This is a genomic window from Arthrobacter sp. B1I2 (assembly GCF_030816485.1).
Lineage (GTDB): Bacteria > Actinomycetota > Actinomycetes > Actinomycetales > Micrococcaceae > Arthrobacter.
Map to the genome: position 1 here is coordinate 4,020,703 of NZ_JAUSYC010000001.1, position 25,516 is coordinate 4,046,218.

The following is a 25,516-nucleotide window of genomic DNA, read 5'->3' on the forward strand; positions in this document are numbered from 1 at the left end:
GCCGGCAGCTGCAGCCACCGCAAAGCGCCGGCGGAAAGGGCACTAAACTGGTCTGGTGACTTCCCCGGACCAGCCGGCCCAACCCGCGCCCGCAGACACTAGCCTAGCCAATCGGTATGGTGCTAAAAAGCGCCGGCTCTCCCCCAAGGCCGGCCGGGCCGCGACTGGTGTGGCGCTTGCCGCGGGAATCGGATTCCTGGCATGGGTGACCGCCTCCAACTCCCTCTCGGGGGTGACGTTCAAGGACGTGGGTTACAGCACCACCGATGCCACGCTCGCCGAGGTGGACTTCCAGGTGACGCGGGAACCGGCCAACCCGGTTAAGTGCGCGGTGAAGGCGCTGGATTCCAAGTTTGCCGTGGTGGGTTGGAAAGTGGTGGACATCCCGCCGACAGTTGCGGATGGAACGCCCGACGGCGGCAGGACAGTTGCCCAGCGCGTCACCTTGCGTACGGAGTCGGAGTCCGTATCGGGCGTTGTGGACAGCTGTTGGATTCCGGACGGAACGTCCTAAGGCATGTGATGTGCAACGCTTCCATGTTGGGTTATCTCCAGGGCATTGACTACACTGGGTAGATACCTTTACCCCGCTGAGCTGGTTACTGTTCCACAAGTGGCCACCGTGGCGGGGTCTTTTGCATGTAGGACCACTAGAGGAGAAGTCCGTGTCTACCACCAACAGCGCATCTGCAGCCTGGCTCACCCAGGAAGCTTTTGACCGCCTGAAGGCAGAGCTGGACCACCTTTCCGGCGCAGGCCGGGCGGAGATCGTCCAGAAGATTGAAGCAGCGCGGCAAGAGGGGGACCTCAAGGAAAACGGGGGCTACCACGCGGCCAAGGAGGAGCAGGGCAAGATTGAAGCCCGCATCCGCCAGCTGACGGTTCTGCTCCGTGATGCCCATGTGGGTGAAGCGCCTGCCGATGACGGCATCGTGGAGCCCGGCATGATCGTGGTGGCCAGGATCGCCGGCGACGAGGAGACCTTCCTGCTGGGTTCACGCGAAATCGCGGGCGACTCCGACCTAAATGTCTTCAGCGAGAAGTCGCCTCTTGGTGCAGCCATCCTGGGCCACAAGGAGGGCGAGACCCTCAGCTACATCGCGCCGAACGGCAAGGACATCAAGGTGGAGATCCTCTCCGCCAAGCCTTACGCTGCCTAGCCCCTGGCCTGCCAGGCGCCGAAAGCAGGAAGCGGCGGCTGCCCCCGAGGGGGCGGCCGCCGCTTTTCCTTTTAAACCCCTTGCGCGTTGAACCCCTTGCGCGTTGAACCCCTTGCGCGTTGAACCCCTTGTGCCTGGCTCGCTGCAGGCCGGTCGTCAGAACTCCCGCGAAACCCCGGCGTTCCGCGGACGCAGCAGCAGCGCCGCCACAACGCCACCGGCGGCACCGCCCAGGTGCGCCTGCCAGCTCACATAACCCGCCACGAACGGCAGGGCGCCCAGGAGTATGCTCCCGTAGCCCATGAAGAGGACCACGGCGAGCAGGATCTGCCGCCAGCTGCGGTTGAAGAACCCCCTGACCAGGAGAAACGCGAAGAGCCCAAAGACCAGGCCTGAGGCGCCCACGGTGACCCCGGTCCCGATGAGCCATACCGTCAGCCCGCTGCCGAGCCAGCTGAAGGCCAGCGCCGTGAGGAACACGCGCAGCCCGGAGAGGAACACCAGAAAGCCGAAGATGACCAGCGGCAGGCTGTTGGAGAGCAGATGGTTCAGGTTTGCGTGCAGGAGCGGGAAAGTAAAGATGTCCAGCAGCCCGTCGGCGCTCCTGGGCCGCAGGCCGAAAGTCCGGGTGAGGGCCCCCATCATCAGGGTGTTGACCACTTCGATGGCGAACAGCAGGACCACGAAGCCGCCTAGCACCACCAGGCCGCCCTTCGCGCGGGAGGCGATGGCCTGCCGCCCGGGGATTGGTCCGTTACCCGTCAGTCCAGCCATGGCCGCTCCTAATGTACAACGATCGGCTGGAAGCCCTCGGCGCGGAGCGCGCTGAGGACCTGCTCACCGTGCTGATGGCCCTTGGTTTCCAGGTTTACGGTGATGGAGACATCTCCCATGCTGATGGAACCCCCCACCCGGGTATGGTCCAGGCCGGTGACGTTGGCATCGTTTTCGGCGATGATGCGCGCGATGGTTGCCAGGGAACCCGGGCGGTCATCAAGCATCATCCGCACCGTCATGTAGCGGCCGGCGGCGGAGAGGCCGCGCTGGATCACTTTGAGCATCAGCATGGGGTCGATGTTTCCGCCGGAGAGGACCGCCACGGTGGTTCCGGGGTTCTCGATCTTGCCGTCCATGAGTGCCGCCACACCCACTGCCCCCGCGGGTTCCACCACCATCTTGGCCCGCTCGAGCAGGAAGATCAGCGCGCGGGCCAGGGAATCTTCGCTGACGGTGACCACATCGTCAACCAGCTCACGGATGATGCTGAAAGGCAGCTGCCCCGGGCGTCCCACGGCGATGCCGTCCGCCATGGTGGAAACCTTCTTCAGCGGCACCAGCGCGTCGGCGGCAAGCGAGGGCGGGTAGGCGGCAGCGTTTTCCGCCTGCACGCCGATGATCCGGATCTCCCGGCCAAGTTCCCTGGCACGGGCCTTGATGGCGACGGCGACCCCTGCCAGGAGCCCGCCGCCCCCCACGCCCATGAGGATGGTGTCGACGTTGGGGACCTGCTCGAGGATTTCCAGCCCCACGGTCCCCTGGCCGGCCACGACGTCCACGTTGTCGAACGGATGGACGAAGACCATGCCGGTTTCGTTGCTGTAGCGCTGGGCTTCGGCGAGCGCCTCGTCCACATTGTGCCCGTGCAGGATTACTTCGGCACCGTGGCTGCGGGTGGCTGCGAGCTTGGGCAGTGCCACGCCCAGCGGCATGTAGATACGGGCCTTGATGCCAAGGCTTTTGGCCGCGACGGCAACGCCCTGTGCGTGGTTGCCGGCGGACGCTGCCACCACTCCCCGTTTTTTCTCGTCCGGGGAAAGCCGCGCCATCCGGACGTAGGCGCCGCGCACCTTGAAGGAGCCGGCGCGCTGCAGGTTTTCGCATTTGAAGTAGACGTCGCCCCCCACCATGCCCCCCAGCGCCCGCGAGGACTCGACGGGCGTGCGCGCAATGATCCCGTCAAGCAGCTTCTGCGCCTCAAGGACATCGTCCAGTGTGACGGGAAGGGTTTCAAGGATCTTCACGGACTACTCTCCTCTGGGCTCTGCCCCGGCGCCCTCCTGGGAGGAGGTGCGGGCATCACGGTGTTCGGCTATGGTGCCGGCCGCCGTGTCCCTCCCGGTGTCAGGTGCAGACGGCGGTTCAACGTCCTTGATGGTGTCGTCCCCGCCTGCTCCGGCCGTGATGGGCTTCCCGGCAATTACCGGCACCTGTTCATGTTCCCACGTTCTTGCGGCGATGTAGCGAACGGCCGAGTTTGCTACGGCCAGGATGGGTACGGAGAACAGCGCCCCGGGGATGCCGGCGAGGTAGGAACCGGCGGCAACGCTGAGGATCACTGCCACCGGGTGGAGGGACACGGCCTTGCCCATGACCAGGGGCTGCAGGATGTGGCCTTCGAGCTGCTGAACCAGCAGGACGATGGCCAGCATGATCAGGGCGTTGATAGGGCCGTTGGCCACCAAGGCCAACAGGACGGCAACGACGCCGGTCAACAGGGCGCCCACGACCGGGATGAACGAGCCGAGGAAAACCAGCACAGCCAGGGGAAGGGCCAGCGGGACGCCGAGGATGGCTGCCCCCACGCCGATGCCGAGGGCGTCGACGGCCGCGACGAACATCTGGATGCGCGCGTAGCTGACCATGGAGGCCCAGCCCTTGCGGCCGGCGCCGAAGGTGGCGGCCCGGGCTTTCCTCGGAAGCATCCTGACCAGGAAGGCCCAGATCCGGTCTCCCTCCAGGAGGAAGAAGATGAGGATGAACAACGAGAGGAGCATTCCGGCGGCGAAGTGGCCGGCGGTGCTGCCAAAGGACAGGGCTCCGCTGAGGATGCTGCTGCTGTTGTTCTGCAGCGCGTCGGTAACTTCCTTGACGTACTGGTCGATCTGGGTGGCGGTGAGGTGCAGCGGGCCCGCGGACAGCCAGTCCTGGACCTGCCGGATGCCTTCGAGCGCCTGGGAATAGAGCTCACTGAAACCGACCGCGAGTTGCCTGCCCACCAGGGCAAGCGCGCCGGCGATGACACCGATGAAACCAAGGATTGTCGCTGCGACGGCGAGGCCCGCGGGCAGTCCGTGGCGCTTCAGCCATGCCGTGACCGGACTCAGGAGTCCGGCGAGGAGGGCGGCCACCATGATGGGGATGACCAGGAGGGTGATGTGGCTGAGCAGCCAGACCAGCGTCCCCGCCATCAGGAGGATCAGGCCCAGGCGCCACGACCAGGAGGCCGCGATGCGGATGCCGTACGGGATGTCCTTGTCCAGTTCACGGTCCGTCAGGACCCGCAAGGGCGCCGCCGCAGCCGGCTGTGGAGCAGGAGCCGGGTGGGCCAGGGTAACGTCGTCCTCTTTTGGCGTCATATCCCAATACTTACCCAGCAGCGGCCCAATGGGAAACTACTGGGCTGCCGCACCGGGCTTGTAGTCGATTCCCCACTCAATGCTGAACGACTCCCCGGGCGGCAGCCAGCGGAGGCCGTCACCGGAGTTGAACGCATTCGCGGGCCCGGTCATCGGCTCCACAGCCACTGCCCGGGTTCTGCCGGGGTACACCGTGCTCACGTAGATGTGGACGTAGCGGCAGGCTTCATCCTGCCAGAGCGATACCTCGCTGCCGTCTGCAGCAGCCAGGGTGTGCCGGGCCTTACCCGCCGGGTAATGGAGGTCCGTCAGGGCGACGTCCACGGCCAGGTCCGCGATCCGCCGCCCGGACCGGAAGTCGACGTCCCCGTCAACAGGGGCCGAACTGCGCGGAATCAAACGCTCATCGGTCACCAGCCGGGTGTCGGCGGCAACGGTCAACTGCAGCTCTTCAACCGGGGCGTCGCCAAGCCGCAGGTAGGGGTGGGCGCCGAGAACAAAGGGCGCGGCCGCCGCGGAGTCATTGGTGAGGGTTTGCCGGACCTGCAATCCCAAGTCTTCCGAAAGCTTGTACTCCACCCGGTGCCGCACCAGGAACGGGTAGCCGTGCTGCGGGAAGACGGTGGCCTCCAGTGCCACAGTGTGCTGCGACTCCCCCACGGGGGCGTAGCCCGTGTTTCGAAGCAATCCATGGCTGGCGTTGTTGCGGGACACTTCGGTGATGTCCAGCTGCTGCTTCCCGCCGTCCAGGAGCCACTGCCCGTCCTCCACCCTGTTGGCCCAGGGCGCCAAGGTGATGCCGGCACCACCGGGAGCGATCTGGTCATCACCGTACGTCTCGGTCAGCAGGGTCCCGCCCCGGCTGAACGAGCGGAGGCCGGCAGCGAGTTCGGTGACCACGGCAACGGCGTCGCCCCGGCGAAGCTCGTATTGCCGGCCGGTCGCGCAGGACCGCGTGGATGCACTGGATGGAGTTCCCTGTTCGGAAGAGGCTGTCATGGGCATTACCGTACAACGGGCAGCAGTACTTTCGTCCTCCGGTTGTTACTTTTTGTTGTTAACTATTCATTCTTGATCGCTTATGCGAAACTTTTGGTATGACAGGGATTACCAGCACCACACTCTCCGACGGGCGGGAGTTGATCTACTTTGACGACGACAGCACCAGCACGTCGCGCGCCGAACACCTCACCACCGACCACCGCGGCCTGCCCCCACGCGGGGAGCCCGGCGAGGTCCGCTTCGACGCGTTGACTGATGAATGGGTGGCCGTCGCCGCTCACAGGCAGGCCCGCACCCACCTGCCCCCTGCTGACCAGTGCCCCATCTGCCCCACCACCCCGGCCAATGCTTCAGAGATTCCTGCCGCCGATTACGACGTTGTGGTCTTCGAAAACCGGTTCCCCTCACTGGGACCGGCCCTGGGACACGTGCCGGAGGATGCCGCATGGGGAACTAAGGGGCCGGCGTACGGCCGCTGTGAAGTGGTGTCATTCACCCCGGAACACACCGGGTCCTTCAGCGGCCTGAGCCAGGAGCGGTCCCGCACGGTGATTGAAGCCTGGTCGCAGCGTACCGCTGCCTTGAGCGCCATGACCGGCATCAAGCAGGTCTTCCCGTTCGAGAACCGCGGCGCGGACATCGGTGTGACGCTGCACCACCCGCACGGTCAGATCTACGCCTACCCCTACGTCACGCCGCGCGCCGGCACCCTGGGTGTGGCAGCACGAAAGTACTACGACGCACGCGACGGCGGGGACACCCTGACCGGTTCGCTGCTGCGCGCTGAGCGCGAAGACGGCAGCAGGATGGTGATGGAAGGCACGCACTTCAGCGCGTACGTGCCCTTCGCGGCCCGGTGGCCGCTGGAGATCCACCTGGTCCCGCACCGCCACGTCCCCGACCTCGCCGCGCTGCGTGGGGAGGAAAAAGACGAGCTGGCACATGTCTACCTCGACCTGCTCAAGCGCATGGACGCCTTGTACCCCACACCCACCCCCTACATCGGTGCCTGGCACCAGGCACCGCTGGATGACGTCCTCCGGCCCGCAGGCTACCTGCATCTCCAGTTGACCTCACCGCGCAGGGCGGCCGATAAGCTGAAGTACCTGGCCGGATCCGAGGCAGCCATGGACGCTTTCATCAACGACACCACCCCCGAAAGCGTGGCGGAACGGCTGCGCAATGTTGCCGTCCCGCCGTCGTCCACGCCTGCCGCCGCCATGGCGGCCACCCCGGAAGGAGCCTCCGCATGAGTACCCACGACCAGGCCAAGGCCGCACCTGCCGCCCCCGAGGATCTGACCGCCCGCTTTGAGCAGGAATTCGGCAGCACCCCCGACGGCGTCTGGCAGGCGCCGGGGCGGGTAAACCTCATCGGCGAACACACCGACTACAACGAGGGCTTCGTCCTTCCGTTCGCCATAGACCGTACCGCCCGGGTGGCCGTCGCCGTCCGCCCGGATTCCACGGCGCGGCTCCTGTCCACCTATGGCGACCAGGGCGTAGTCAGCACCGCGCTCAAGTCGCTGCAGCCCGGAACAGCCAAAGGCTGGACCAAGTACCCCCTCGGCGTCATGTGGGCCCTTCGGGAGCGGGGCATCAGCGTTCCCGGACTGGACCTGCTCCTGGACTCGAACGTGCCGCTCGGTGCTGGCCTGTCGTCGTCGCACGCCATCGAATGCGCCGTGGTCACCGCACTCAACGACCTTACGGACGCCGGTCTGGGGGCCGAGGACATGGTGCTGGCAACCCAGCGGGCGGAAAACGACTTCGTCGGAGCGCCCACGGGGATCATGGACCAGTCCGCGTCACTGCGCGGCTCCAAAGGCCACGCAGTCTTCCTGGACTGCCGGGACCAGAAGGCAAGCCTGGTTCCCTTCGAGACTGACCCGGCCGGGCTGGTACTCCTCGTGATCGACACGAAAGTCTCGCACTCCCACGCCGACGGCGGCTACGCCTCACGCCGGGCATCCTGTGAACTTGGCGCGGAAGTGCTGGGAGTGAAGGCACTGCGGGACGTGGAGGTGGCTGACCTTGAGGAGGCCAGCGGCCTGCTGGATGAGGTCACTTTCCGTCGCGTACGGCATGTGGTCACCGAGAATGACCGCGTCCTCCAAACCGTGGAGCTTCTGCGCGGCCCCGGCCCCAGCGCCATTGGTCCGCTGCTGGACGCCAGCCACGCCTCCATGCGCGACGATTTCGAGATCTCATGCCCCGAGCTGGATCTGGCCGTGGACACGGCCCGGGCCCGTGGGGCCATCGGCGCCCGCATGACCGGGGGCGGGTTCGGCGGAGCGGCCATTGCGCTGACCCCGGTGGATGCCGAGCAAAAGGTGCGGGACGCCGTCGCCAAGGCTTTTGCCGGCGCCGGCTTTGCGGCGCCGGATATCTTTACCGTCTCCCCTGCTGCCGGAGCGATGCGCGTCGCCTAGGCTCCCCAGCACCTATTGACGGCAACAGCGCCTTAACGACCGTGGGCCCCACCAGTCTGGTGGGGCCCACGGTTTTGTGGTTCACGACGGCGGAAGCGGCCGGTGTGCCTAGTCGTCGCCGCGCAGGATGGCCAGCAGTCGGATGATCTCCACGTACAGCCAGACCAGCGTAACGGTCAGGCCGAAGGCCGCCGTCCAGGAGAAGCGCTGCGGAGCACCGCTGCGGACACCGGCTTCGATGCTGGTGAAGTCCATGATCAGGGAGAAAGCGGCCAGGCCGATGGCAAAGACACCAACGAGGACACCAACGATGCCGCTTCGCAGGCCAAACGGTTCGTTAGTCACGCCGGTGAGCATCATGACGAGGTTGACCACGGAAAACAGGGCGTAGCCGGCGATCGCAATCATGAAGAAGCGCATGGCCTTGGGAGTGGCACGGACCTTGCCGCTCTTGAACAGCAGCAGCGTCACAGCGAACACAGAGAGCGTACCTACGACCGCCTGCAGGCCAACTCCCGGGTACTGGGTGTCCAGGATCCTGGTCAGACCGCCGAGGAACAGACCCTCCAGTGCTGCGTACGCAAGGATCAGCGCCGGCGACGGCTGCTTCTTGAAGGTGTTGACCAGGGCCAGCACGAAGCCGCCCAGGGCACCGACAATCATCAGCAGGGAAGCCAGCGGCAGCCCCACGGTGAGGGTGATGGCAGCGCCCACCAGCACCGCGCCGAGGCAGGCCGCAGTCTTCATGATGACGTCGTCAAACGTCATCCGTCCGGTGTCTGCGGGGCCGGCCGATGGCTGGCTGTACATCTGCCGCAACTGTTCATCGGTCATGCTCTGGGGCTGCGTGCCCCAGCCCTGCTGGCCGTACGGTGCCTGGCCGTAGGGCGCCTGGCCATAAGGCTGCTGGCCGTACGGAGCACCGTAAGGAGCCTGCGGGACAGGCGGTGCCTGGGTGGCTCCACGGAAACTCTTTCCGTTGAAGATCGGGTTGCCGCCAAGTGCCATTGCGGGATTCCTCCATGTGGGTGTGGGTGATGGATCTTTTCTTTACGCTACCAATTCCCACGTGGGGGCAGTCGTGAAAGTTCCCGGAGGGCCGGGTTGCAACCGAACCGTGACCGGATACGGCTGCTTCAGGCACCGGGCCCCGTCAGGAGGACTACCCCACCCCCAGGTAAGCCTCCTTGATCGACGGGTCTTCCAGCAGCTGTTTCCCGGTGCCGCTGTGCGTGATCTCCCCGGTTTCCAGCACGAAGGCGCGATGCGCCCCCGCCAGGGCCTGGTTGGCGTTCTGCTCCACCATCAGGACTGTGGTGCCCTGGTTGTTGATTTCCTTGATGATCTTGAAAATCTGGCGGATGAACTGCGGGGCCAGGCCCATGGACGGCTCGTCCAGCAGCAGCAGCTTGGGGTTGGACATCAGGGCCCGCCCGATGGCCAGCATCTGCTGCTCGCCGCCGGACATGGTGCCACCGTACTGCTTTTCCCGCTCCTTCAGCCGCGGAAACAGGTCGAAGACGCGGTCCAGGTCCTTCCCCACGCCACTTCTGTCCTTGCGCCCGAAGGTCCCCATGTCCAGGTTTTCCATCACGGTCATGCCGGGGAAGATACCGCGCCCTTCGGGGGCCTGGGAGATTCCATGGACCACCCGGATGTGCGCCTTCATCTTGGTGATGTCCTGGCCGGCGAAAGATACCTTGCCTTCCGAGCAGTTCAACAGCCCGGAGATGGTCCGCATGGTGGTGGTTTTGCCGGCACCGTTGGCGCCGATCAGCGCCACCACTTCACCTTCGTCCACCGTAAAGGAGATGTTCCGCAGGGCCTGGATGCGGCCGTAGTGAACGGAAACGTCCTTAAGTTCAAGCAACGTCATCTTCGGGCTCCCCTAGGTAGGCGGCAATAACACGCGGGTCTTCCCGGATCTCGCGCGGCAGTCCATCTGCGATCTTTTTCCCGAATTCCAGCACGACGATCCGGTCCGTCACGCCCATCACGAGCTTCATGTCGTGCTCAATCAGCAGCACGGTGTAGCCCTCATCCCTGATGGTGCGGATGAGCGCCATCAGCTCCTCCTTCTCGGCAGGATTGAATCCGGCCGCAGGCTCGTCGAGGCACAACACCTTGGGATCGGTGGCAAGGGCCCGGGCGATCTCAAGCCGGCGCTGGTAGCCGTACGGCAGTTGCCGGGACAGGACATGCGCGTGGCTGCCAATGCCTACGAAGTCCAGCAGGGCCATGCCCCGCTCGATGGCCGACTTCTCCTCCCTGATGTGGGTGGGGAGGCGCAGCAGCGCCCCGCCTACGCTGGTGCGGTGCCGCGCGTCCAGGCCCACCACCACGTTCTCGAGGGCGGTCATTTCGCCGAACAAGCGGATGTTCTGGAAGGTGCGCGACAGGCCCAGGCGGGTGATCTTGTGCTGCTTGATGCCGTTCAGCACCTGGCCCTCCAGCACCACCTTGCCGCTGGTGGGCTTGTAGACGCCGGTCATCGCATTGAAGCACGTGGTCTTGCCCGCGCCGTTAGGCCCAATGAGGCCCAGGATCTCGCCCCGCTTGATGTTGAAGCTGATGTTGTCCAGCGCCACGAGGCCACCGAACTTGATGGTGAGGTTCTGCACCTCAACGATGTTGTCGCCAACCTTGACCCCGATATCGCGGTCCGGGGCCACCTTCTCGGCAAGCTCCGGGGCAACTCCGGCCTCGGCCAGGGCTTCGATGTCGATCTCGGGCGCAACAGCGGCGGAACCGTCGGATCCCGGCTGCTCCTCCACGCTGCTGGAGCCGCCGTGCCTTTCCTCGGAACTCATGCTTCCGCTCCTCTCTGGCCGGCCGCATGTGCGCCGGGGCCGGCTGCTGGACTGTCCGTGTCCTTGGGTTCGGTGTCCTGGCGGCTGGTGACCTTGGTCAGCGCCGTCCTGCCGTAAGCGAGCAACCGCTGCCGGGCCGGGAGGAGCCCCTGGGACCGGAAGATCATGATCAGTACCAGGGCAATCCCGAAGATCAGGTACTTGTACTCCGCAATGGCCGTGAACCTCAGCGGGATATAGCTGACCAGTGCTCCGCCGAGGATAGCGCCCACCTTGTTGCCGGCTCCGCCGAGCACGACGGCGGCGAGGAACAGGATGGACGTGGTGACGTCGAACTTCTGGTTGTTGACGAAGCCCACCTGGCCGGCGAACAAGGCACCGGAAAGGCCGCCGATGGCAGCGCCAATGGCGAAGGCCCACACCTTGTATTTGAAGGTGGGAACGCCCATGATCTCTGCGGCGTCCTCGTCCTCGCGGATGGCGATCCAGGCGCGGCCAACCCGGCTGCGCTCCAGGTTGCCTACCAGGAGGGTGACGATGATGATGATGGTCAGTGTCAGCCAGTACCAGGGCACGCCGTTCGAGTTGGAGAAGATGGGCGTTCCGTCAGCCTCGGTACCGGGCGGGTGGCCGACGTTCTGGAAGCCCACCTGGCCTTTCATGGCCGGGATAATGGTGGCCAGGATGCGGACGATTTCACCGAACCCGAGCGTCACGATGGCGAGGTAGTCACCCCTGAGGCGCAGGGTAGGCACGCCCAGCACCACGCCGAAGAACATGGTGACCGCCATGGCCACCGGAATGGTCCACAGGTACGGGATGTGCAGGAAGGGCGAGTCCGGACTGGTCAGCATCGCTGCGCAGTAGGAGCCCACCGCGAAGAAGGCGACGTATCCCAGGTCCAGCAGTCCGGCGTACCCCACCACCACGTTGAGGCCGACGGCGATAAGTGCGAACCGGGCCATGTCGAAGCACGCCAAGGCGAAGTTGTTGCCGGGCTCGGTGGTGATGATGGGCGGGTTCATCAGCGGGAGCAGGTAGGCCAGCACGACGACGATAATCAGGAACGCCCACTGCTGTTGACGGGACAATGCGTGCCACCGGTCGGAGAAGTACCCGGGCTTGCGTTTGCCCCGCTGGCGGAGGTCGCTCTTTCCTGCGGCTTTCGAGGATGCTTCGCGTTCCTCTGCTGCCTGGTCGGCGGCCGCTGTCTGAAGCGGTGTGGGGCCGTCCGTCATACTCATGCTTTGCTCCTTCCAAGGGAGGTTCCCAGGATGCCTTCGGGCCGCAGCAGCAGCACGAGCACCAGCACCACGAACGCCACGACGTCGGTCCACTGCGAGTTGCCCAGCAGGATCTGGCCGTAGTTGCCGATCAGGCCGAGCAGCAGGCCGCCGAGGAGGGCCCCGCGGACGTTGCCGATGCCGCCGAGCACTGCGGCTGCAAACGCCTTGATACCCAGGACGAAGCCGCCGCTGTACTGGACACCGGACGGAATTTTCATTACGTAGAACAAGGCGGCGGCTCCTGCGAGCAGGCCTCCGATGATGAAGGTGGTAATAATGATGCGCTCTTTGTTGACGCCCATCAATGTTGCGGTGTCAGGATCCTGGGCAACGGCCCGGATGCCGCGGCCGGTGCGGGACTTGCTGATGAACCTGTCGATGCCCACCATCATGATCACCGCGGCGATGATGATCACAAGCTGTTGGGAATCGACGATGGTGCCGAAGACGTCGAAGATGGGAGTGGGCCGGAACATGGTCAGTGCCAGCTCGGGGCTGGGACCACGCCACAGGTAGATCAAGTACTGGATGGTGAAGGAAGCACCAATGGCGGTAATCAGGAAGACCAGGCGGGGGGCGTTCCGTTGCCGAAGGGGTTTGTACGCGATGCGTTCCAGCAGGAAGGCTGTGACGGCCGAGGCAACCATGGCCAGGACCAGCGCCAGCAGCAGGTTCAGGATGATGGCCCAAATGTCGAGCCGGGGAACCGAGGGGCCGAACCCCAGGCTGCTGAGGGTGAAGAAGACTGCGTAGCAGCCCACGATGAACACTTCCGAGTGGGCGAAGTTGATCAGGTTCAGAACGCCGTAGACCAAGGTGTAACCCAGCGCAACGAGCGCGTAGATGGCCCCGAACGTGAGCCCGTCAAAGGTGGCGCTCCAGAAGTTCTGGGCCAGGGACGGTATGTCGAAGGTGATCCAGTCGTTTTCAGTCGGCAGTAGTGGGACAAGAGAGGGAAGCATGGGAACATCCTGATCCAGTTGCACGCGGCTTTGTGGGCCCGGCCGTGGGACTTGTGTCTATTGGCGTAACTTGGTTCTGGGCTGCTGCCAAGCGAAGAAAAGGCTGTGGGGGCCTGCTGATGCTGGCCCCCACAGCCATTGTCTTTCGCCGGGCTGCTACTCCCCGATGGGGCCGATGGGAACGATCTTCCCGTTTTCCACCTTGTAGCCGTACACGGCCGGAGCCTGGAGCTCGCCCTTGGCATCCCACTTGTAGTGCTTGCTCAGGCCGGCCTTGTCGTAGGACTTGACCCAGGCCAGCAGGTCCGGACGGCTCTGCTTGCCTGCGTCGATGCCAGACAGGAGGACGGTTGCGGCGTCGTAGCCCTCAATGGAGTACGTACCGGGTTCTGCGCCCTTGGCGCTGTCCTTGTATGCCGACGCAAAGTCGGGAATCAGTTCACCCGGGATGCAGGGGCAAGTGAAGTAGGCGTTGTTGGAGGCGTCGCCTGCCTGCTTGATGAACTGGTCGTCTTTGACGCCGTCGGGCGCCACGAACGTTCCGGTGAAGCCCTTGCCTACCAGCTGCTGGTCGAAGGGCGCGCCCTCGGCATAGTAGCCGGCGTAGAAAACGGCGTCGGCCTTGGCATTCATGATCTTGGAGATGACTGCCGAGAAGTCCTTCTGGCCGGTGGTTACCTTTTCTGTTCCGGCCAGGGCGCTGCCCAGCCCGGCCGAGGTGGAGGTTCCCAGGCCGATGCCGTAGTCGGAGTCATCCTGGACGAGGTATATCTTCTTGGCGCCGAGCTTGCCGGTGAGGAACTTGGCGGCCGCCGGGCCCTGGACGGCGTCGTTGCCGAGGCCCCGGAAGAAGGTGGTCCACCCATTCCCCGTCAGGCCCGGGTTGGTAGCCGACGGCGTGATGTGTACCAGGCCCTTTTGCTCGAAGATGTTGCCTGTGGCTTTGGATTCACCCGAGAACGGGAGGCCGATCACACCCAGAATGTTCGGCTCGCTCACCAGCTGGGTGACGGGGCCGGTGGCCTTGTTCGGGTCGCCTTCGGTGTCGAACTTCTTGAACTGGACCTGGCAGCCCGGGTTGGCCTTGTTGTGCTGGTCGATGGCCAGCTGGATGCCGTTGAAGATATTGACGCCGAGCTGGGCGTTGGGCCCGGTCTGTGCACCGGCGTAGGCCAGCGTGGTGGTGGCCGGGCAGGTTGCCTTGCCGTCGCCGGCTGGCATGACAGCGCCGGAGGGGACGTCCACTTTCGAAATGGCGGGGATGTTCACTTTGTTGGACGAGCCTGAGCTCTCGGAGTTGCTGGGGCCCGCTTGGTTGGCGCAGGCGGACAGCAGCATGCTGAACGTGGCTGCCGCTGCCAACGAAGTGAGGACTTTCTTTCGGTACATTAATCTGCCTTCCGAAACAGGACCGTGCGATGCGGGTGCGGAACGGGCGCGGTGGCGCCCGGAGCGGGACCAGGTATTCCTGATTTAGGTTCAAGCTAGTGCATAGAGGCCAGCGAAACTAAGTGACTGAGGTCACAGCCTTATAACAGTAGTTTCCTGTGGGGCATTAAACGCGGAAAGCCGCCTGCTGGGCTGGCGGCTTTCGGCGGTCCGGTATGGCTAGCGTCATGGAGGGACAGTCTGTACCCCAGGTGGGACTCGAACCCACAACACGCGGATTTTAAGTCCGCTGCCTCTGCCAATTGGGCTACTGGGGCGCCGGGACAATGGTATCCCGTCATGGGCGGGTGAAAGCGCCCGCGAATCGGAAGGTGCCTTGGATGTCGCGGGACAATGCGTTCAGCGGCAGCAGCTGGAAATGCGCTCCCCATGCATCCTCCGGCGGGAGGACCCCCACGGTCCGGGCTGGAACAAAACCGAAGCGGGGGTAATACAGCGTGCTGCCCAGCAGGGCGATGCCGCTCTCCCCCGCCGCGTTGGCCCGCGCAATCGACTCCTGCATCAGCGCTGAACCGATCCCGCGGCGTTGCAGCCGCGGAAGGACGCCGAGAGGCCCCAGGCCCAGAACACGGTGGCTGCCCACCCATCCCCTTGTGCTGATGACGTGGCCAACAATTTCATGGCCCAGAAGGCCCACCACGCTCAGGGCGGGAATGTAGTCCTTGCTGTCGAAGAGCCGCCGGAGGACCTCAACCTCAAAAGGCTCCCCCTCGACGCGCAGTCCAGTGGCCGGGGAAACAGCGAAAGCCTGTGCTGTCAGGGCGAGGATTGCGGTCCGGTCGGCGGGAAGCTCCTCCCGGAGGACAAGGCCGGCGGGGGCGGTTGGCTCTTCACGGCTCACCCGGCCAGTGTAAGGGACCCGCACAGCGGGGTGGACCGGTATTGCCCGGAAACGCCGACGGCGGCCGGCCCCGCAAAGGGGACGGCCGCCGTCGGGCGCTGTAAAAGCGGTGGAACGAACCCGCTACTTGGCGTTGGCCGCCACCGTTTCCTTGGGAGCGGTGGGGGCCGTTGAACCGGAGCCGCCGGCCGGAACGGCTGCGGGTGCAGCCGCGGGCTTCGGGGCGGGGGTGGCTGCTGACACGAACGCGCCGCGCGGGTTGTCCAGGTCCACCAGCTGGGTTGTGTCGCGGCCGGCGAAGAAGCCGATGATCCAGTTCAGGATGACGCGGAACTTGCGCTCAAACGTCGGCATGGCCATGCCGTGGTAGCCGCGGTGGGCCAGCCAGGCCAGTCCGCCCTTGAGCCCGATCCGGCCAAGGAGGTTGATGTTGGCAACACCCTTCCATTCGCCAAAGCCGGCCACGGCACCGAGGTTCTTGTGCTTGTAGTCCGCCAGCGGCTTGTCCCAGCGCGAGGCCCACAGGTTCTTGGCGAGGCGCTTGGCCTGGCGCAGGGCGTGCTGGGCGTTGGGGACGCAGGTACCGTCCGGCAGGCCCTTGCCGGTGAGGTCCGGAACAGCGGCGATGTCGCCGGCTGCCCAGGCGTTCTCCACGATGCCTTCATCGCCGGCAATGCGCAGGTCCGGCAGGACGCGGACCCGGCCGCGCGGCTCGAGCGGGAAGTCGGTGGAGCGGACCATCGGGTTGGCCTGCACGCCGGCCGTCCACACCAGGGTGTCCGCCTCGAATTCCTGGGCGGGGGTCTTGTCCGGAAGGTTGATGAGCTTCAGGGTGCCTTCCGCGCTGTCCAGCGAGGTGTTCAGGAGGACCTCGATGCCGCGGCTGCGCAGGTGCTCAACCACCCAGTCGGCCTGCTTGGCGGTGACCTCGGGCATGATGCGGCCCATGGCTTCGACCAGGACGAAGCGGACTTCCTCCTGCTTGATGCGCGGGTTGTTGCGCACGGCAGCGCGGGCGAGGTCTTCCATCTCGGTGATGCACTCGATGCCGGCAAAGCCGCCGCCGACCACCACGAAGGTGAGGGCCCTGGCGCGGGCTGCAGGGTCCGTCATGGTGGAGGCAACCTCGATGCGCTCCAGCAGCTTGTTGCGCAGGGCAACGGCTTCCTCGATGGTCTTCAGGCCGATGCCCTTGTCCGCCAGGCCCTTGATGGGGAACGTACGGGTGATGGCGCCTGCTGCGAGCACGACATCGAAGTAGGGAACCTCAAAGTTCTCGCCGCCATCGGCGGGGGCCACCACAGCCGTCCGGTTGACGTGGTCGATCGAGGTAACGCGGCCCTGGATCAGTTCGGTCTGCTTGAGGTGCTGGCGGTGGGAAACCACCGCGTGGCGGGCTTCAATGTTGCCGCCGGCCACCTCGGGGAGGAAGGGCTGGTAGGTCATGTAGGGCAGTGGATCAACGACGGTGACGATGCCACCGGCCTTCGCGATCTTCTTCTGCAGTTTCAGTGCTACGTACAGGCCGACGTAGCCGCCGCCGACGACGAGTACCCTGGGACGGTCCTGGAGCTGTGGGGTGGTTGCCATAGTTTAAGGATAGCGCAGTTTGTGAAAATCTTCACTAACTTGGCCGGCGGTCCGTAACGTGCGTATGACTGCGCAAGTTCACCCGTTCCATCACGCCGGTATCTGGCTCCTCCCCCGCAAGGGCAGGGTTGCGGGCAGCCCGCCGGAGCTGGACGGCAGCTGCCGCGATGATCGCCACGAACAGGACAGCAAACCCGATCACGACGGCGGCGCCAATGGCGCTGTCCCGCTGCGAGGGCGCCTTGGCTGCGGGAACGGTGGCCTCGGGCAGCGTGGGTGCCGCGCTGGGCACCGGGGCGGCGGCGGTGGGCGCCGGTGTTGCGGGAGCAGGGTTGCCGCGCCGGTGCACGCGGATCCACTCGGCGATGGTGCCCAACGGGTTGACTGAGGCCTCGGGGACGTCGGCCTTGAGCGCAGCCTCGGCATTAAGGATGCCGTAGCCGTACAGCGGGTCCTTGCCCGGAGCGCCGGCGTCCTTTGCCGTGGAAACAATCCTGTTGATCACCTGCTCGGCGCTCATGCCCGGCCACTTGGACCGGATCAGGGCGGCGACGCCGGCGACGATGGGGGTGGAGCCGGATGTTCCGGCCCACTCCGCGTAGCTCCCGCCCGGCAGCCCGCCCAGGAGGTCCTCGGCCGGGGCAGCCACACCGATGCTGATGCCCTGCGAAGAAGCGTCCACGCTCGCAAGATTCTTGCGGTCCAGGCCGGCGACGGTGAGGACGCCTGGAATGGTGGCGGGGGCACCGACCTGGGTGTTGCCGCCCACCCTGTTGCCGGCCGCGGCAACGATGACCACGTCCTTTTGTTCTGCGTACAGGAAGGCGGCGTCCCAGCTCTGCGGCCACTGGGGTGTTGTGCTGCCGAGCGAAATGTTGATCACCTTGGCGCCGTTGTCCACGGCCCAGCGGACCGCCTCCGGAATCTGGTCCTGGTCGCTCTTACCCGAGGGGTTGGCCGAGCCCAGCCAGGTGGAGACGGACAGCAGCTGGGCTTCCGGCGCGACGCCCATGATGCCGTCCGGCGGAGTGCCCGCCGGCCCGGGACTGGGGCTGGGGCTCGCACTGGCGGGCTGGTGTCCGCGGCCTGCCAGCATGGTGGCCACCAGGGTGCCGTGTTCGGGCTTGGAACCAACGCTCTTCTGCCCGTCCGGCTGGCCTGAGCCCGAGGCGTCGTAACCGCCCACGACGGCGCCCTTGAGGTCCGGGTGCTGGGCATCGATGCCGCTGTCGATGACGGCCACCTTGACGCCGGCACCCTTTGACACTTCCCAGGCCTTGGTAACACCGGAGTCTGCCAGCCAGTATTCTTTGTCGCGCCATTCGTCAGCGCTTGCGGCGGGTGCCGTAAAGAGGCCGGCGCACAGGCAGCACGCTGCCAGGAGAAGGGCCACTGCGGCGGCTGCCGCCCGGGGCCCAAGCGGAGTGGTAGCTGGGATGGAGTGCATGGGTTTAACCAATGCTCAGCGCGATGCCGTCGAGGATGTCGTGCTCGCTTGCGGTGGCCGCGGTAATCCTCCCGCCGGTCAGCTCCCCCATCCGTTCCAGGATGCGGCGCCACACCAGCCCCCCTGCACCGATGACGTCCACGCGTCCGGGGTGCATGTACGGCAGCGCAGCACGGCGCGCCCGGGTCATGCCCAGCAGGTCGGTGGCGGCGGCACGCACTTCCCCGATGGGCAGTTCAGCGCCGTGGATGGCGTCCGGCGAGTATTCCGGCAGGCGGAGCGCATGCGCGGTGATGGTGGTGACGGATCCGGCAACGCCGACGACGGCGGTAGCGCGTTCCAGGGGCACGTCGCGTCCGGCGCGGGCAATGGCAGCGTCCACGTCAGCTTCCGCGGCGGCGATCTGTCCGGCGGTGGGCGGATCGTCGCGCAAGTGCCGTTCGGTCAGGCGGACACAGCCGATGTCCACGGACTTTGCTGCGGTCACCCCGTCGGCGGTACCGAGGACGAACTCGGTGCTTCCCCCGCCGAGGTCCACCACCAGCACCTGGTGGCCGTCGAGGATGGGCAGGACGCTGCTGGCACCGGCAAAGGACAGTGCCGCTTCCTCGTCCCCGGAGATGACCTCCGGTTCCACTCCCAGCAGGTCCCGGATGCCTTCCACGAAGACGTCGCGGTTGCGGGCATCGCGGCTTGCGGAGGTGGCCACGAAGCGGATCCGCTCCGCGCCGTGCTCCTTGATCAGCCGGGCGTAGTCGGCAGTTGCGGCAAAGGTCCGTTCCAGCGCCTCCGGAGCCAGTTCACCCGTAGCATCCACGCCCTGGCCCAGCCGGACCACGCGCATCTCCCGGACGACGTCGGTAAGGGCCGTGCTGCCGTTGGTGCGGTGGATGTCCGCGATCAGGAGCCGGATGGAGTTGGTGCCGCAGTCGATGGCGGCCACCCGGGTCATTTGGCGGCCTCTGTGGCGCCGTCGGACTTCCGCACGGGGGCAGGGCGTCCGACAAGATCGGGCAGGCCCTGCGGTCCGTGGCGGCTGAGGTCCCTGGAGGGTGCCTCGCCGGTGGTGTCCCAGGCGCCGTCGCAGTAGCACCTGTCCGCAGTCCACCATTCGCTGATCATTCCGAGCGCCCGGTCACCCAGGGGATTGACGCCACTGCCTGCCGCCAGGGAATGGCCCACGAGGACGTGCAGGCATTTCACGCGGGTGGGCATCCCGCCGGCCGAGACGCCGTCGATTTCAGGCACCGGGCCGATACCGGAACGCTGACCGATGGCAGCACGGGCGGCCAGGTACTCCTCGTGGGCTGCCCGGTATGCAGCGGCGAGCCCGGCGTCACCCGCCAGTTCGTCGTTCATGCTGTTCATGACGCCTGCCGCTTCGAGCCTGGAAACCGCGGAAGTGATTACCGGGTGCGTCAGGTAGAAGGTGGTGGGAAACGGGGTGCCGTTGCTGAGGCGGGGGGCGGTGGCGGCTACCAGCGGGTTTCCACAGACGCAGCGCGCCGGAATCTCCACGACGTCGCGGACGGGACGTCCCAGCTGCCTGCTCAGTACTTCAAGGTCGTGTGCGTTCGGTTGGCGGGATTCGTCCCGGGCGGCTGCCGTGTTGTGTTCCACTGTCGCGGGCCGTCCTTCCTGTGCGGTTCAGTCTGTGGCCGCGCGCCTGATGGACTCCCACAGGGAATCCACCCACGGCAGATCGGCGGGGTCTTGTGCTGCTGCGCCGGCGGGGCTACTGCTTTCTCCGGCCGGCTCATCGCTGCCAAAAACCCAGTAGCCGGTTTCGCCCGGCATAACCATGTTAATGCGGTCGCGGGCCTGCTGTTTGACGTAGTTGGGATCCTGCCAGCGTGAAACCTGCTGGCGGAGGACATCACCTTCGGCCTGACGTGCGGCGATGTCGGCGTTCAGCGCGTCGATTTCAGCCTTCTTGTCGAAGAAGATCTTCACCGTGGGCGCCAGCATGATGGTGATGGCGACCATCACCACGGCCAGCGCCAGCATGCGGCCGGAGAACGCCTTGGCGGGGACCGGGTGCTGTTCCCCATCACCGGCCGGGACGTCCTTTCCGTCAGCGGAACTGATCCCTTTGCCTGCGGCGGCTGGCTTGGGCTTCTGTGCCTGCCCCTTCTTTCCGGCGGAATGGCCGGCAGTTCCACGCCCGTGGCCGCCGCTCAAAGGTGCAGACTCCGTCGTGGCCGCGCCCTTGGCCGGCCGGAAGTCCGCCCGGATGACCTCGGCACCGCCTGAGGATCCGTCGTCGGCCGTTTCCCTGGCCGGACGGGCGGGGGCAACCTTGGGGACTTTGGGGCGGCGGGTAGCCATGACACTCCTGAAACGCAGCCCGCCTGGGCCGCCACTATCTGTGCTGGACGAACACTGCTGGACCAAATGCTGCTGGAAACAACAGCGGTGGCCATGGTCTTTCAACCATAGCCACCGCGGCTGCGTTTAGGCGGTTACTAGCCCTTGAAACGCGGGAACGCGCTGCGTCCGGCGTAGCGGGCGGCGTCGTCCAGTTCCTCTTCGATGCGCAGGAGCTGGTTGTACTTGGCAACACGCTCGGAGCGGGCCGGTGCGCCAGTCTTGATCTGGCCGGCGTTGGTGGCTACCGCGATGTCGGCGATGGTGGTGTCCTCGGTTTCGCCGGAGCGGTGCGAGGTGATGGTGGTGTAGCCGGCGCGCTGGGCCAGGCTGACGGCGTCGAGGGTCTCGGTCAGGGAACCGATCTGGTTGACCTTGACCAGCAGGGAGTTGGCGGTCCTGGTGTCGATGCCGCGCTGCAGGATGGAGGGGTTGGTGACGAAGAGGTCGTCACCGACCAGCTGGACCTTGTCGCCGATCGCGTCGGTGAGGGTCTTCCAGCCTTCCCAGTCGTTCTCATCCAACGGGTCCTCGATGGAGACCAGCGGGTAGTCGGCGACGAGTTCGGCGTAGTAGGCGCTCATCTCGCTGGCGGAGAGGGACTTGCCCTCGAACTGGTAGGCGCCGTCCTTGAAGAACTCGGAGGATGCGACGTCCAGGGCCAGGGCGATGTCCTTGCCCGGGGTGTAGCCGGCGTTCTTGATGGCTTCCTGGATCAGGTCCAGTGCAGCACGGTTGGACGGCAGGTTCGGGGCGAAGCCGCCCTCATCGCCCAGGCCGGTGGACAGCCCCTTGGCCTGCAGGACGGACTTGAGGTTGTGGTAGACCTCAACACCCCAGCGCAGGCCCTCGGAGAAGGTCTCGGCGCCGATCGGGGCGATCATGAATTCCTGGATGTCGACGTCGGAGTCGGCGTGGGAGCCGCCGTTGAGAATGTTCATCAGCGGCACGGGCAGGACGTGCGCGTTCGGGCCGCCCAGGTACTTGTAGAGCGGCAGGTCAGCGGAGGCTGCGGCTGCGTTGGCGACTGCCAGGGAGACGCCCAGGATGGCGTTGGCGCCGAGCTTGCCCTTGTTGGGGGTGCCGTCCAGGTCCAGCATGGCCTGGTCGATGCTGCGCTGGTCAGTGGCGTCGAAGCCGGTCAGGGCGGGGGCGATCTGGTCGATCACGGCGTCGACGGCCTTCTGCACGCCCTTGCCGAGGTAGCGGCCCTTGTCGCCGTCGCGCAGTTCGACGGCCTCGTGCTCACCGGTGGAAGCGCCGGAGGGAACCGCCGCGCGGCCGATCTGGCCGTCCGAAAGCAGGACTTCAACTTCGACGGTGGGGTTGCCGCGGGAATCGAGGATCTCGCGGGCGTGGATGGCATCGATAAGCGCCATGAATTTGCTCCTTATGGGCGATTAACGGGGGAATCAGGCAGAAAACTCGACGTACTCGTCAGGGACCAGCGTAGTCGAGAGTGCTCCGGGTTACTCAAACCGGTCAGGGCCGGGACGTCATGATGCTGCCGGGTCGCCTTGGTAGCGGCGGACCGCGGCACGCAGGGCGCGCTCGGCGTCCATGCCGCCGTCCCGGGCGGAACGCACGACGGCGAGCAGCAGGGTTCCGAGCTCCTCCTCGCTTTCGGGGACGGGAACCCCCTCGGGGAGCCCCAGGCCCGCGCGGGCTGCCCGGTCCAGCGATTTGTGGGCCTTGGCCAGGGCCGGGAGTGCCTCCGGGATTCCTTCAAAGGCGCTGCGCCGCTCCGGGCGTTCTGACCGCTTGACCGCATCCCACTTCTGTTCGATCTGCTCCACTGTTGCGGGAAAGCTGTCCCGCAGGGAACCGTCAGGCCTGAAGACGTGGGGGTTGCGGCGGATCATCTTGGCATCCAGGCCGCGCGCCACGTCGTCGAACTTGAAGGCTCCACGCTCCTCGGCGAGCCGGGCATGGAGCACCACCTGGAGCAGGACGTCACCCAGCTCGCCCCGGAGCTCGGCGTCGGGGTGGCCCTCCTCGATCGTTTCGGCCACCTCGTACGCTTCTTCGAGGAGGTATTCCACCAGCGAAGCGTGCGTCAGGGCAGCCATCCAGGGGCAGTGCTCACGCAGCTGGGCTATCCGGCCCAGCAGCTCGCCTGTAGCGGAACTGCCGGGGGCGGAATTATGGTCAGCCAAGGTTGGCGTAGGCGTCGTTGATGTATTCCACCAGCGCTTCCTTTTCCTCCAGGGGCAGGAAGGATGCCTCGGCGGCGTTGAGGGTCAGCTCCAGCAGGTCGTCGAGGTCGTAGTCGAACGTTTCCACCAGCAGGTTGAACTCATCGGTCAGGGTGACGCCGCTCATCAGCCGGTTGTCCGTGTTGATGGTGACGTTGAAACCCAGCTGGTAGAGCATGTCCAGCGGGTGGTTTTCGATGCCCTCGCCGAATGCCGCGATTGCTCCGGTCTGGAGGTTTGAGGAGGGGCAGATTTCCAGGGCGATGCCGCGGTCGCGGATCCAGCTGGAGAGGTCGCCCAGGGTGACCAGGCCCACAGTGTCTCCGGCCGCCTCATCGTCGTCGAATTCCACCATGATGTCCTCGGCGATCCGGACGCCGTGTCCCAGCCGCAGGGCACGGCCATCCACCAGCGCGGACTGGATGCTGTCCAGTCCGGCCGCTTCGCCGGCGTGCACCGTGGCGGGGAAATTGTGTTGGGCAAGGTAGGTGAAGGCCTCCTTGAAGCGGCTGGGCAGGAAGCCGTCCTCGGCCCCCGCGATGTCAAAGCCAACTGCACCCCGATTGCGGTGGCGGACTGCCAGTTCGGCGATTTCCTGGCCGCGGTCGGCGTGCCGCATGGCGGTGATCAGCTGGCCCACCTGGATCTCGCGGCCGCTGTCGGACACAGCTTCGACGCCCGCTTCCAGCCCGTCCTGTACTGCTTCCACGGCTTCATCGAGGCTGAGGCCGTTCTGGAGGTGCTGCTCGGGCGCCCAACGGACTTCGCCATACACCACGCCGTCGTCGGCGAGGTCCTCCACGAACTCCTTCGCCACCCGGAACAGGCCTTCGTAGGTCTGCATGACGGCCACGGTGTGGTCGAACGTCTCCAGGTAGCGGACCAGCGATCCGGAGTCGGCCGATTCGCGGAACCACTCCCCCAGGGCCACCGGATCCGTCGAGGGAAGCGTGTGGCCTACGGCCTCCGCCAGTTCGATGATGGTGGCCGGACGGAGTCCTCCGTCGAGGTGGTCGTGAAGGGAAACCTTGGGCAGGTTTTTCAGGTCAAAATCGATGGCAGGGGCAGCGTCAACAATGGGCTCAGTCACGTTCCCACCTTAGGGTGGGGCGGGGTTCAAAGCCAGCCGCTACTTGGCCGCGGGACCGGCCTCCGCCGAAGGCACCACGAGGGCCTGGGTGCCGGGCCGCCCCTCATGGCCGGCGCCGGGGGATTCCTCGCTCCACCCCTCCGCGTCAGGTGTGTCGTTCCGGCCCAGCCGTTTGTGCCACCAGCGCAGCAGGTGGTCGATGACGATGCCCAGGACTATGGCGAACACGACCGCGATGCCCGCACTCAGGAGCGGATTGTGGTGCAGCCAGGGGAACGAGCTGGCCAGCAGGCCGATGCCAAGGGAATACCCCACCCAGGTGACACAGGCGAAGGCGTCGAAGACGAAGAACCTGCGGTGGGAGAAACCGGTGCTGCCGGCGACGTAGTTGACCGCCACCCTGCCCCAGGGGATGTACCGGGCCGTGAAGATCAGTACCGCGCCGCGCTTTTCAAGCTCGTAGCGGGCCCAGGCGAAGACTTTCCGTACCTTGGGCCGGCGCATCCATCCCCAGCGGTCCAGGCCGATCCTGCGGCCCAGCATGTAGGCCATGTTGTCACCGCAGATGGCGCCGATCAGGGCAGTGAGGCCGAGGATCCAGAGGTTGGGTTGGCCGCTGTGCAGGGAGAACGCCGCCAACGCCACGATGAGGGTCTCGCTGGGGACCACCATGGCGAAGCCGTCCACGAAGAAGAACACCAGCAGGACGGGGTAAATCCACCACTGGCCCGCTGCATGGAGCACGGCCTCATTAATAAACTCCACGCGGTGTTGCTCCTGTATAAAAATGACACAGCCAAAGTGCCGCAGCCAAAGCGGAAATCGTTCCTAAGTGTCCCACGCGGGGGGCGCAGTCCGCTACGCCCCGCTGCCCGGAATTACCCCTTAAACGCGCTGGTCAGGCGCCTGGTTCCCGGATTCGTTCCACAACATTCGGTTTGCCGCGGAACTTGTTGATCACCAGGTCCACCACGACGCCCAGCGCCACCGCACAGACTATGGCGATTGCCGCCCCCAGGGCGTGGTTGTCCTCGAACCACTGGCCGAAGAAGAGCCCGATCGCCACCGAGTACCCGGCCCACAGGCAGGCCGAGAGGATCGTCAGGCCCACGAACCGCAAATGCGGATAGTGGGTGGCTCCTGCGGTCAGGTTGACCGCCACCCGGCCGATCGGGACAAAGCGGGCCACCAGGATCAGCGACGCCGGCCGCTTCCGCAGTTCGCTGCCCGCCCAGCGGAACGCGCTTTGCATGCGCGGGCCGCGCATCCAGGCCCAGCGCGTGGTACCCACGCGACGCCCCAGCAGGTAGGCGATATTGTCGCCGGAGAAGGCACCCGCTGCCGCCACGAGGGCCAGGAGCAGGGGGTTGGGAACATCGGCGGTGGCGGCTACGGCCGCGAGGCCCACCACCACGGATTCGCTGGGGACAGGGGGGAAGAAGCCGTCAATGACGCAGCAGGCCAGTACCAGGACCAGCACCCAGGGCTGTCCGGCCGCGGCGAGGATGAAGTCATTGATGGCCTGCATTG

General features: G+C 65.8%; 25 protein-coding genes and 1 tRNA gene. 4 read left to right on the forward strand and 22 right to left on the reverse strand.

The window, feature by feature from the left end; all coding sequences use genetic code 11:
- The first annotated feature begins 55 nt into the window (after positions 1-55).
- Both QFZ57_RS18620 and greA read left to right on the forward strand, forming a co-directional pair.
- The gene (locus tag QFZ57_RS18620; RefSeq protein ID WP_306631958.1) at positions 56-514 is read left to right on the forward strand and encodes a DUF4307 domain-containing protein; all 459 of its coding nucleotides are present in this window, start codon (positions 56-58) and stop codon (positions 512-514) included.
- Between the two features lie 151 nt (positions 515-665).
- On the forward strand, positions 666-1,160 hold the full coding sequence (gene greA, locus QFZ57_RS18625; RefSeq protein ID WP_306631959.1) for a transcription elongation factor GreA: 495 nt from the start codon (positions 666-668) through the stop codon (positions 1,158-1,160).
- A gap of 156 nt (positions 1,161-1,316) precedes the next feature.
- On the opposite strand, the gene QFZ57_RS18630 is transcribed toward greA, so the two are convergent.
- Genes QFZ57_RS18630 through QFZ57_RS18645 form a run of 4 tightly spaced genes read right to left on the reverse strand, consistent with a single transcriptional unit; the run spans position 1,317 to position 5,515 of the window.
- Entirely contained in the window at positions 1,317-1,934 is a 618-nt protein-coding gene (locus QFZ57_RS18630) for a rhomboid family intramembrane serine protease (protein WP_306631960.1), read from the reverse strand.
- A gap of 8 nt (positions 1,935-1,942) precedes the next feature.
- Entirely contained in the window at positions 1,943-3,181 is a 1,239-nt protein-coding gene (ilvA, locus tag QFZ57_RS18635; protein WP_306631961.1) for a threonine ammonia-lyase, read from the reverse strand.
- A 3-nt stretch (positions 3,182-3,184) separates the two neighbouring features.
- Complete coding sequence (locus tag QFZ57_RS18640) at positions 3,185-4,516, reverse strand: AI-2E family transporter (RefSeq protein ID WP_306901269.1); 1,332 nt, start codon at positions 4,514-4,516, stop codon at positions 3,185-3,187.
- A 36-nt stretch (positions 4,517-4,552) separates the two neighbouring features.
- Positions 4,553-5,515, reverse strand: a complete 963-nt coding sequence (locus tag QFZ57_RS18645) for an aldose 1-epimerase family protein (protein WP_306631963.1) — start codon at positions 5,513-5,515, stop codon at positions 4,553-4,555.
- Positions 5,516-5,613: 98 nt separating this feature from the next.
- Here QFZ57_RS18645 and galT point away from each other — a divergent pair, with 98 nt between their 5' ends.
- Both galT and galK read left to right on the forward strand, forming a co-directional pair.
- The gene (gene galT, locus QFZ57_RS18650) at positions 5,614-6,771 is read left to right on the forward strand and encodes a galactose-1-phosphate uridylyltransferase (RefSeq protein ID WP_306901270.1); all 1,158 of its coding nucleotides are present in this window, start codon (positions 5,614-5,616) and stop codon (positions 6,769-6,771) included.
- Entirely contained in the window at positions 6,768-7,949 is a 1,182-nt protein-coding gene (gene galK / locus QFZ57_RS18655) for a galactokinase (RefSeq protein WP_306901271.1), read from the forward strand. Before galT ends, galK begins: the two co-directional genes overlap by 4 nt.
- A 108-nt stretch (positions 7,950-8,057) precedes the next feature.
- On the opposite strand, the gene QFZ57_RS18660 is transcribed toward galK, so the two are convergent.
- From QFZ57_RS18660 to QFZ57_RS18745, 18 genes are all read right to left on the reverse strand, one after another.
- Positions 8,058-8,957 carry a Bax inhibitor-1/YccA family protein gene (locus QFZ57_RS18660; RefSeq protein ID WP_306901272.1) on the reverse strand — a complete coding sequence of 300 codons (900 nt, stop codon included), beginning with the start codon at positions 8,955-8,957 and terminating at the stop codon, positions 8,058-8,060.
- Positions 8,958-9,111: 154 nt separating this feature from the next.
- Positions 9,112-9,825: an ABC transporter ATP-binding protein gene (locus tag QFZ57_RS18665; protein WP_306901273.1), complete on the reverse strand. Its 714-nt coding sequence runs from the start codon at positions 9,823-9,825 to the stop codon at positions 9,112-9,114.
- Entirely contained in the window at positions 9,812-10,759 is a 948-nt protein-coding gene (locus QFZ57_RS18670) for an ABC transporter ATP-binding protein (RefSeq protein WP_306631968.1), read from the reverse strand. Before QFZ57_RS18670 ends, QFZ57_RS18665 begins: the two co-directional genes overlap by 14 nt.
- A complete protein-coding gene (locus QFZ57_RS18675) occupies positions 10,756-12,003 on the reverse strand; it encodes a branched-chain amino acid ABC transporter permease (RefSeq protein WP_306631969.1) in 1,248 nt (415 codons plus the stop codon). Before QFZ57_RS18675 ends, QFZ57_RS18670 begins: the two co-directional genes overlap by 4 nt.
- The gene (locus QFZ57_RS18680) at positions 12,000-13,007 is read right to left on the reverse strand and encodes a branched-chain amino acid ABC transporter permease (RefSeq protein WP_056332384.1); all 1,008 of its coding nucleotides are present in this window, start codon (positions 13,005-13,007) and stop codon (positions 12,000-12,002) included. Before QFZ57_RS18680 ends, QFZ57_RS18675 begins: the two co-directional genes overlap by 4 nt.
- Positions 13,008-13,163: 156 nt before the next feature.
- Positions 13,164-14,396, reverse strand: a complete 1,233-nt coding sequence (locus tag QFZ57_RS18685) for a branched-chain amino acid ABC transporter substrate-binding protein (RefSeq protein WP_306631970.1) — start codon at positions 14,394-14,396, stop codon at positions 13,164-13,166.
- Positions 14,397-14,639: 243 nt separating this feature from the next.
- Positions 14,640-14,713 (reverse strand) — tRNA-Leu (locus tag QFZ57_RS18690).
- A gap of 20 nt (positions 14,714-14,733) precedes the next feature.
- A complete protein-coding gene (locus tag QFZ57_RS18695; RefSeq protein WP_306901275.1) occupies positions 14,734-15,297 on the reverse strand; it encodes a GNAT family N-acetyltransferase in 564 nt (187 codons plus the stop codon).
- A gap of 123 nt (positions 15,298-15,420) precedes the next feature.
- Positions 15,421-16,887, reverse strand: a complete 1,467-nt coding sequence (locus tag QFZ57_RS18700; protein WP_306901276.1) for an NAD(P)/FAD-dependent oxidoreductase — start codon at positions 16,885-16,887, stop codon at positions 15,421-15,423.
- A 34-nt stretch (positions 16,888-16,921) separates the two neighbouring features.
- The gene (locus tag QFZ57_RS18705) at positions 16,922-18,334 is read right to left on the reverse strand and encodes a S8 family serine peptidase (protein ID WP_306901278.1); all 1,413 of its coding nucleotides are present in this window, start codon (positions 18,332-18,334) and stop codon (positions 16,922-16,924) included.
- 4 nt (positions 18,335-18,338) lie between these two features.
- Positions 18,339-19,286: a Ppx/GppA phosphatase family protein gene (locus tag QFZ57_RS18710; protein WP_306901279.1), complete on the reverse strand. Its 948-nt coding sequence runs from the start codon at positions 19,284-19,286 to the stop codon at positions 18,339-18,341.
- A complete protein-coding gene (locus QFZ57_RS18715) occupies positions 19,283-19,954 on the reverse strand; it encodes a DUF501 domain-containing protein (RefSeq protein WP_306631975.1) in 672 nt (223 codons plus the stop codon). Before QFZ57_RS18715 ends, QFZ57_RS18710 begins: the two co-directional genes overlap by 4 nt.
- Positions 19,955-19,981: 27 nt before the next feature.
- Positions 19,982-20,662 carry an FtsB family cell division protein gene (locus tag QFZ57_RS18720; protein WP_306901280.1) on the reverse strand — a complete coding sequence of 227 codons (681 nt, stop codon included), beginning with the start codon at positions 20,660-20,662 and terminating at the stop codon, positions 19,982-19,984.
- 137 nt (positions 20,663-20,799) lie between these two features.
- Positions 20,800-22,080 carry a phosphopyruvate hydratase gene (gene eno, locus QFZ57_RS18725; RefSeq protein ID WP_306901281.1) on the reverse strand — a complete coding sequence of 427 codons (1,281 nt, stop codon included), beginning with the start codon at positions 22,078-22,080 and terminating at the stop codon, positions 20,800-20,802.
- Positions 22,081-22,197: 117 nt separating this feature from the next.
- Positions 22,198-22,770 carry a MazG nucleotide pyrophosphohydrolase domain-containing protein gene (locus tag QFZ57_RS18730; protein ID WP_306632575.1) on the reverse strand — a complete coding sequence of 191 codons (573 nt, stop codon included), beginning with the start codon at positions 22,768-22,770 and terminating at the stop codon, positions 22,198-22,200.
- A 79-nt stretch (positions 22,771-22,849) separates the two neighbouring features.
- Positions 22,850-23,986: an adenosine deaminase gene (locus QFZ57_RS18735; protein ID WP_306631978.1), complete on the reverse strand. Its 1,137-nt coding sequence runs from the start codon at positions 23,984-23,986 to the stop codon at positions 22,850-22,852.
- A gap of 39 nt (positions 23,987-24,025) precedes the next feature.
- Positions 24,026-24,751: a DedA family protein gene (locus QFZ57_RS18740; RefSeq protein ID WP_306901282.1), complete on the reverse strand. Its 726-nt coding sequence runs from the start codon at positions 24,749-24,751 to the stop codon at positions 24,026-24,028.
- 133 nt (positions 24,752-24,884) lie between these two features.
- Positions 24,885-25,514: a DedA family protein gene (locus QFZ57_RS18745; protein WP_306631980.1), complete on the reverse strand. Its 630-nt coding sequence runs from the start codon at positions 25,512-25,514 to the stop codon at positions 24,885-24,887.
- Positions 25,515-25,516 lie beyond the last annotated feature (2 nt).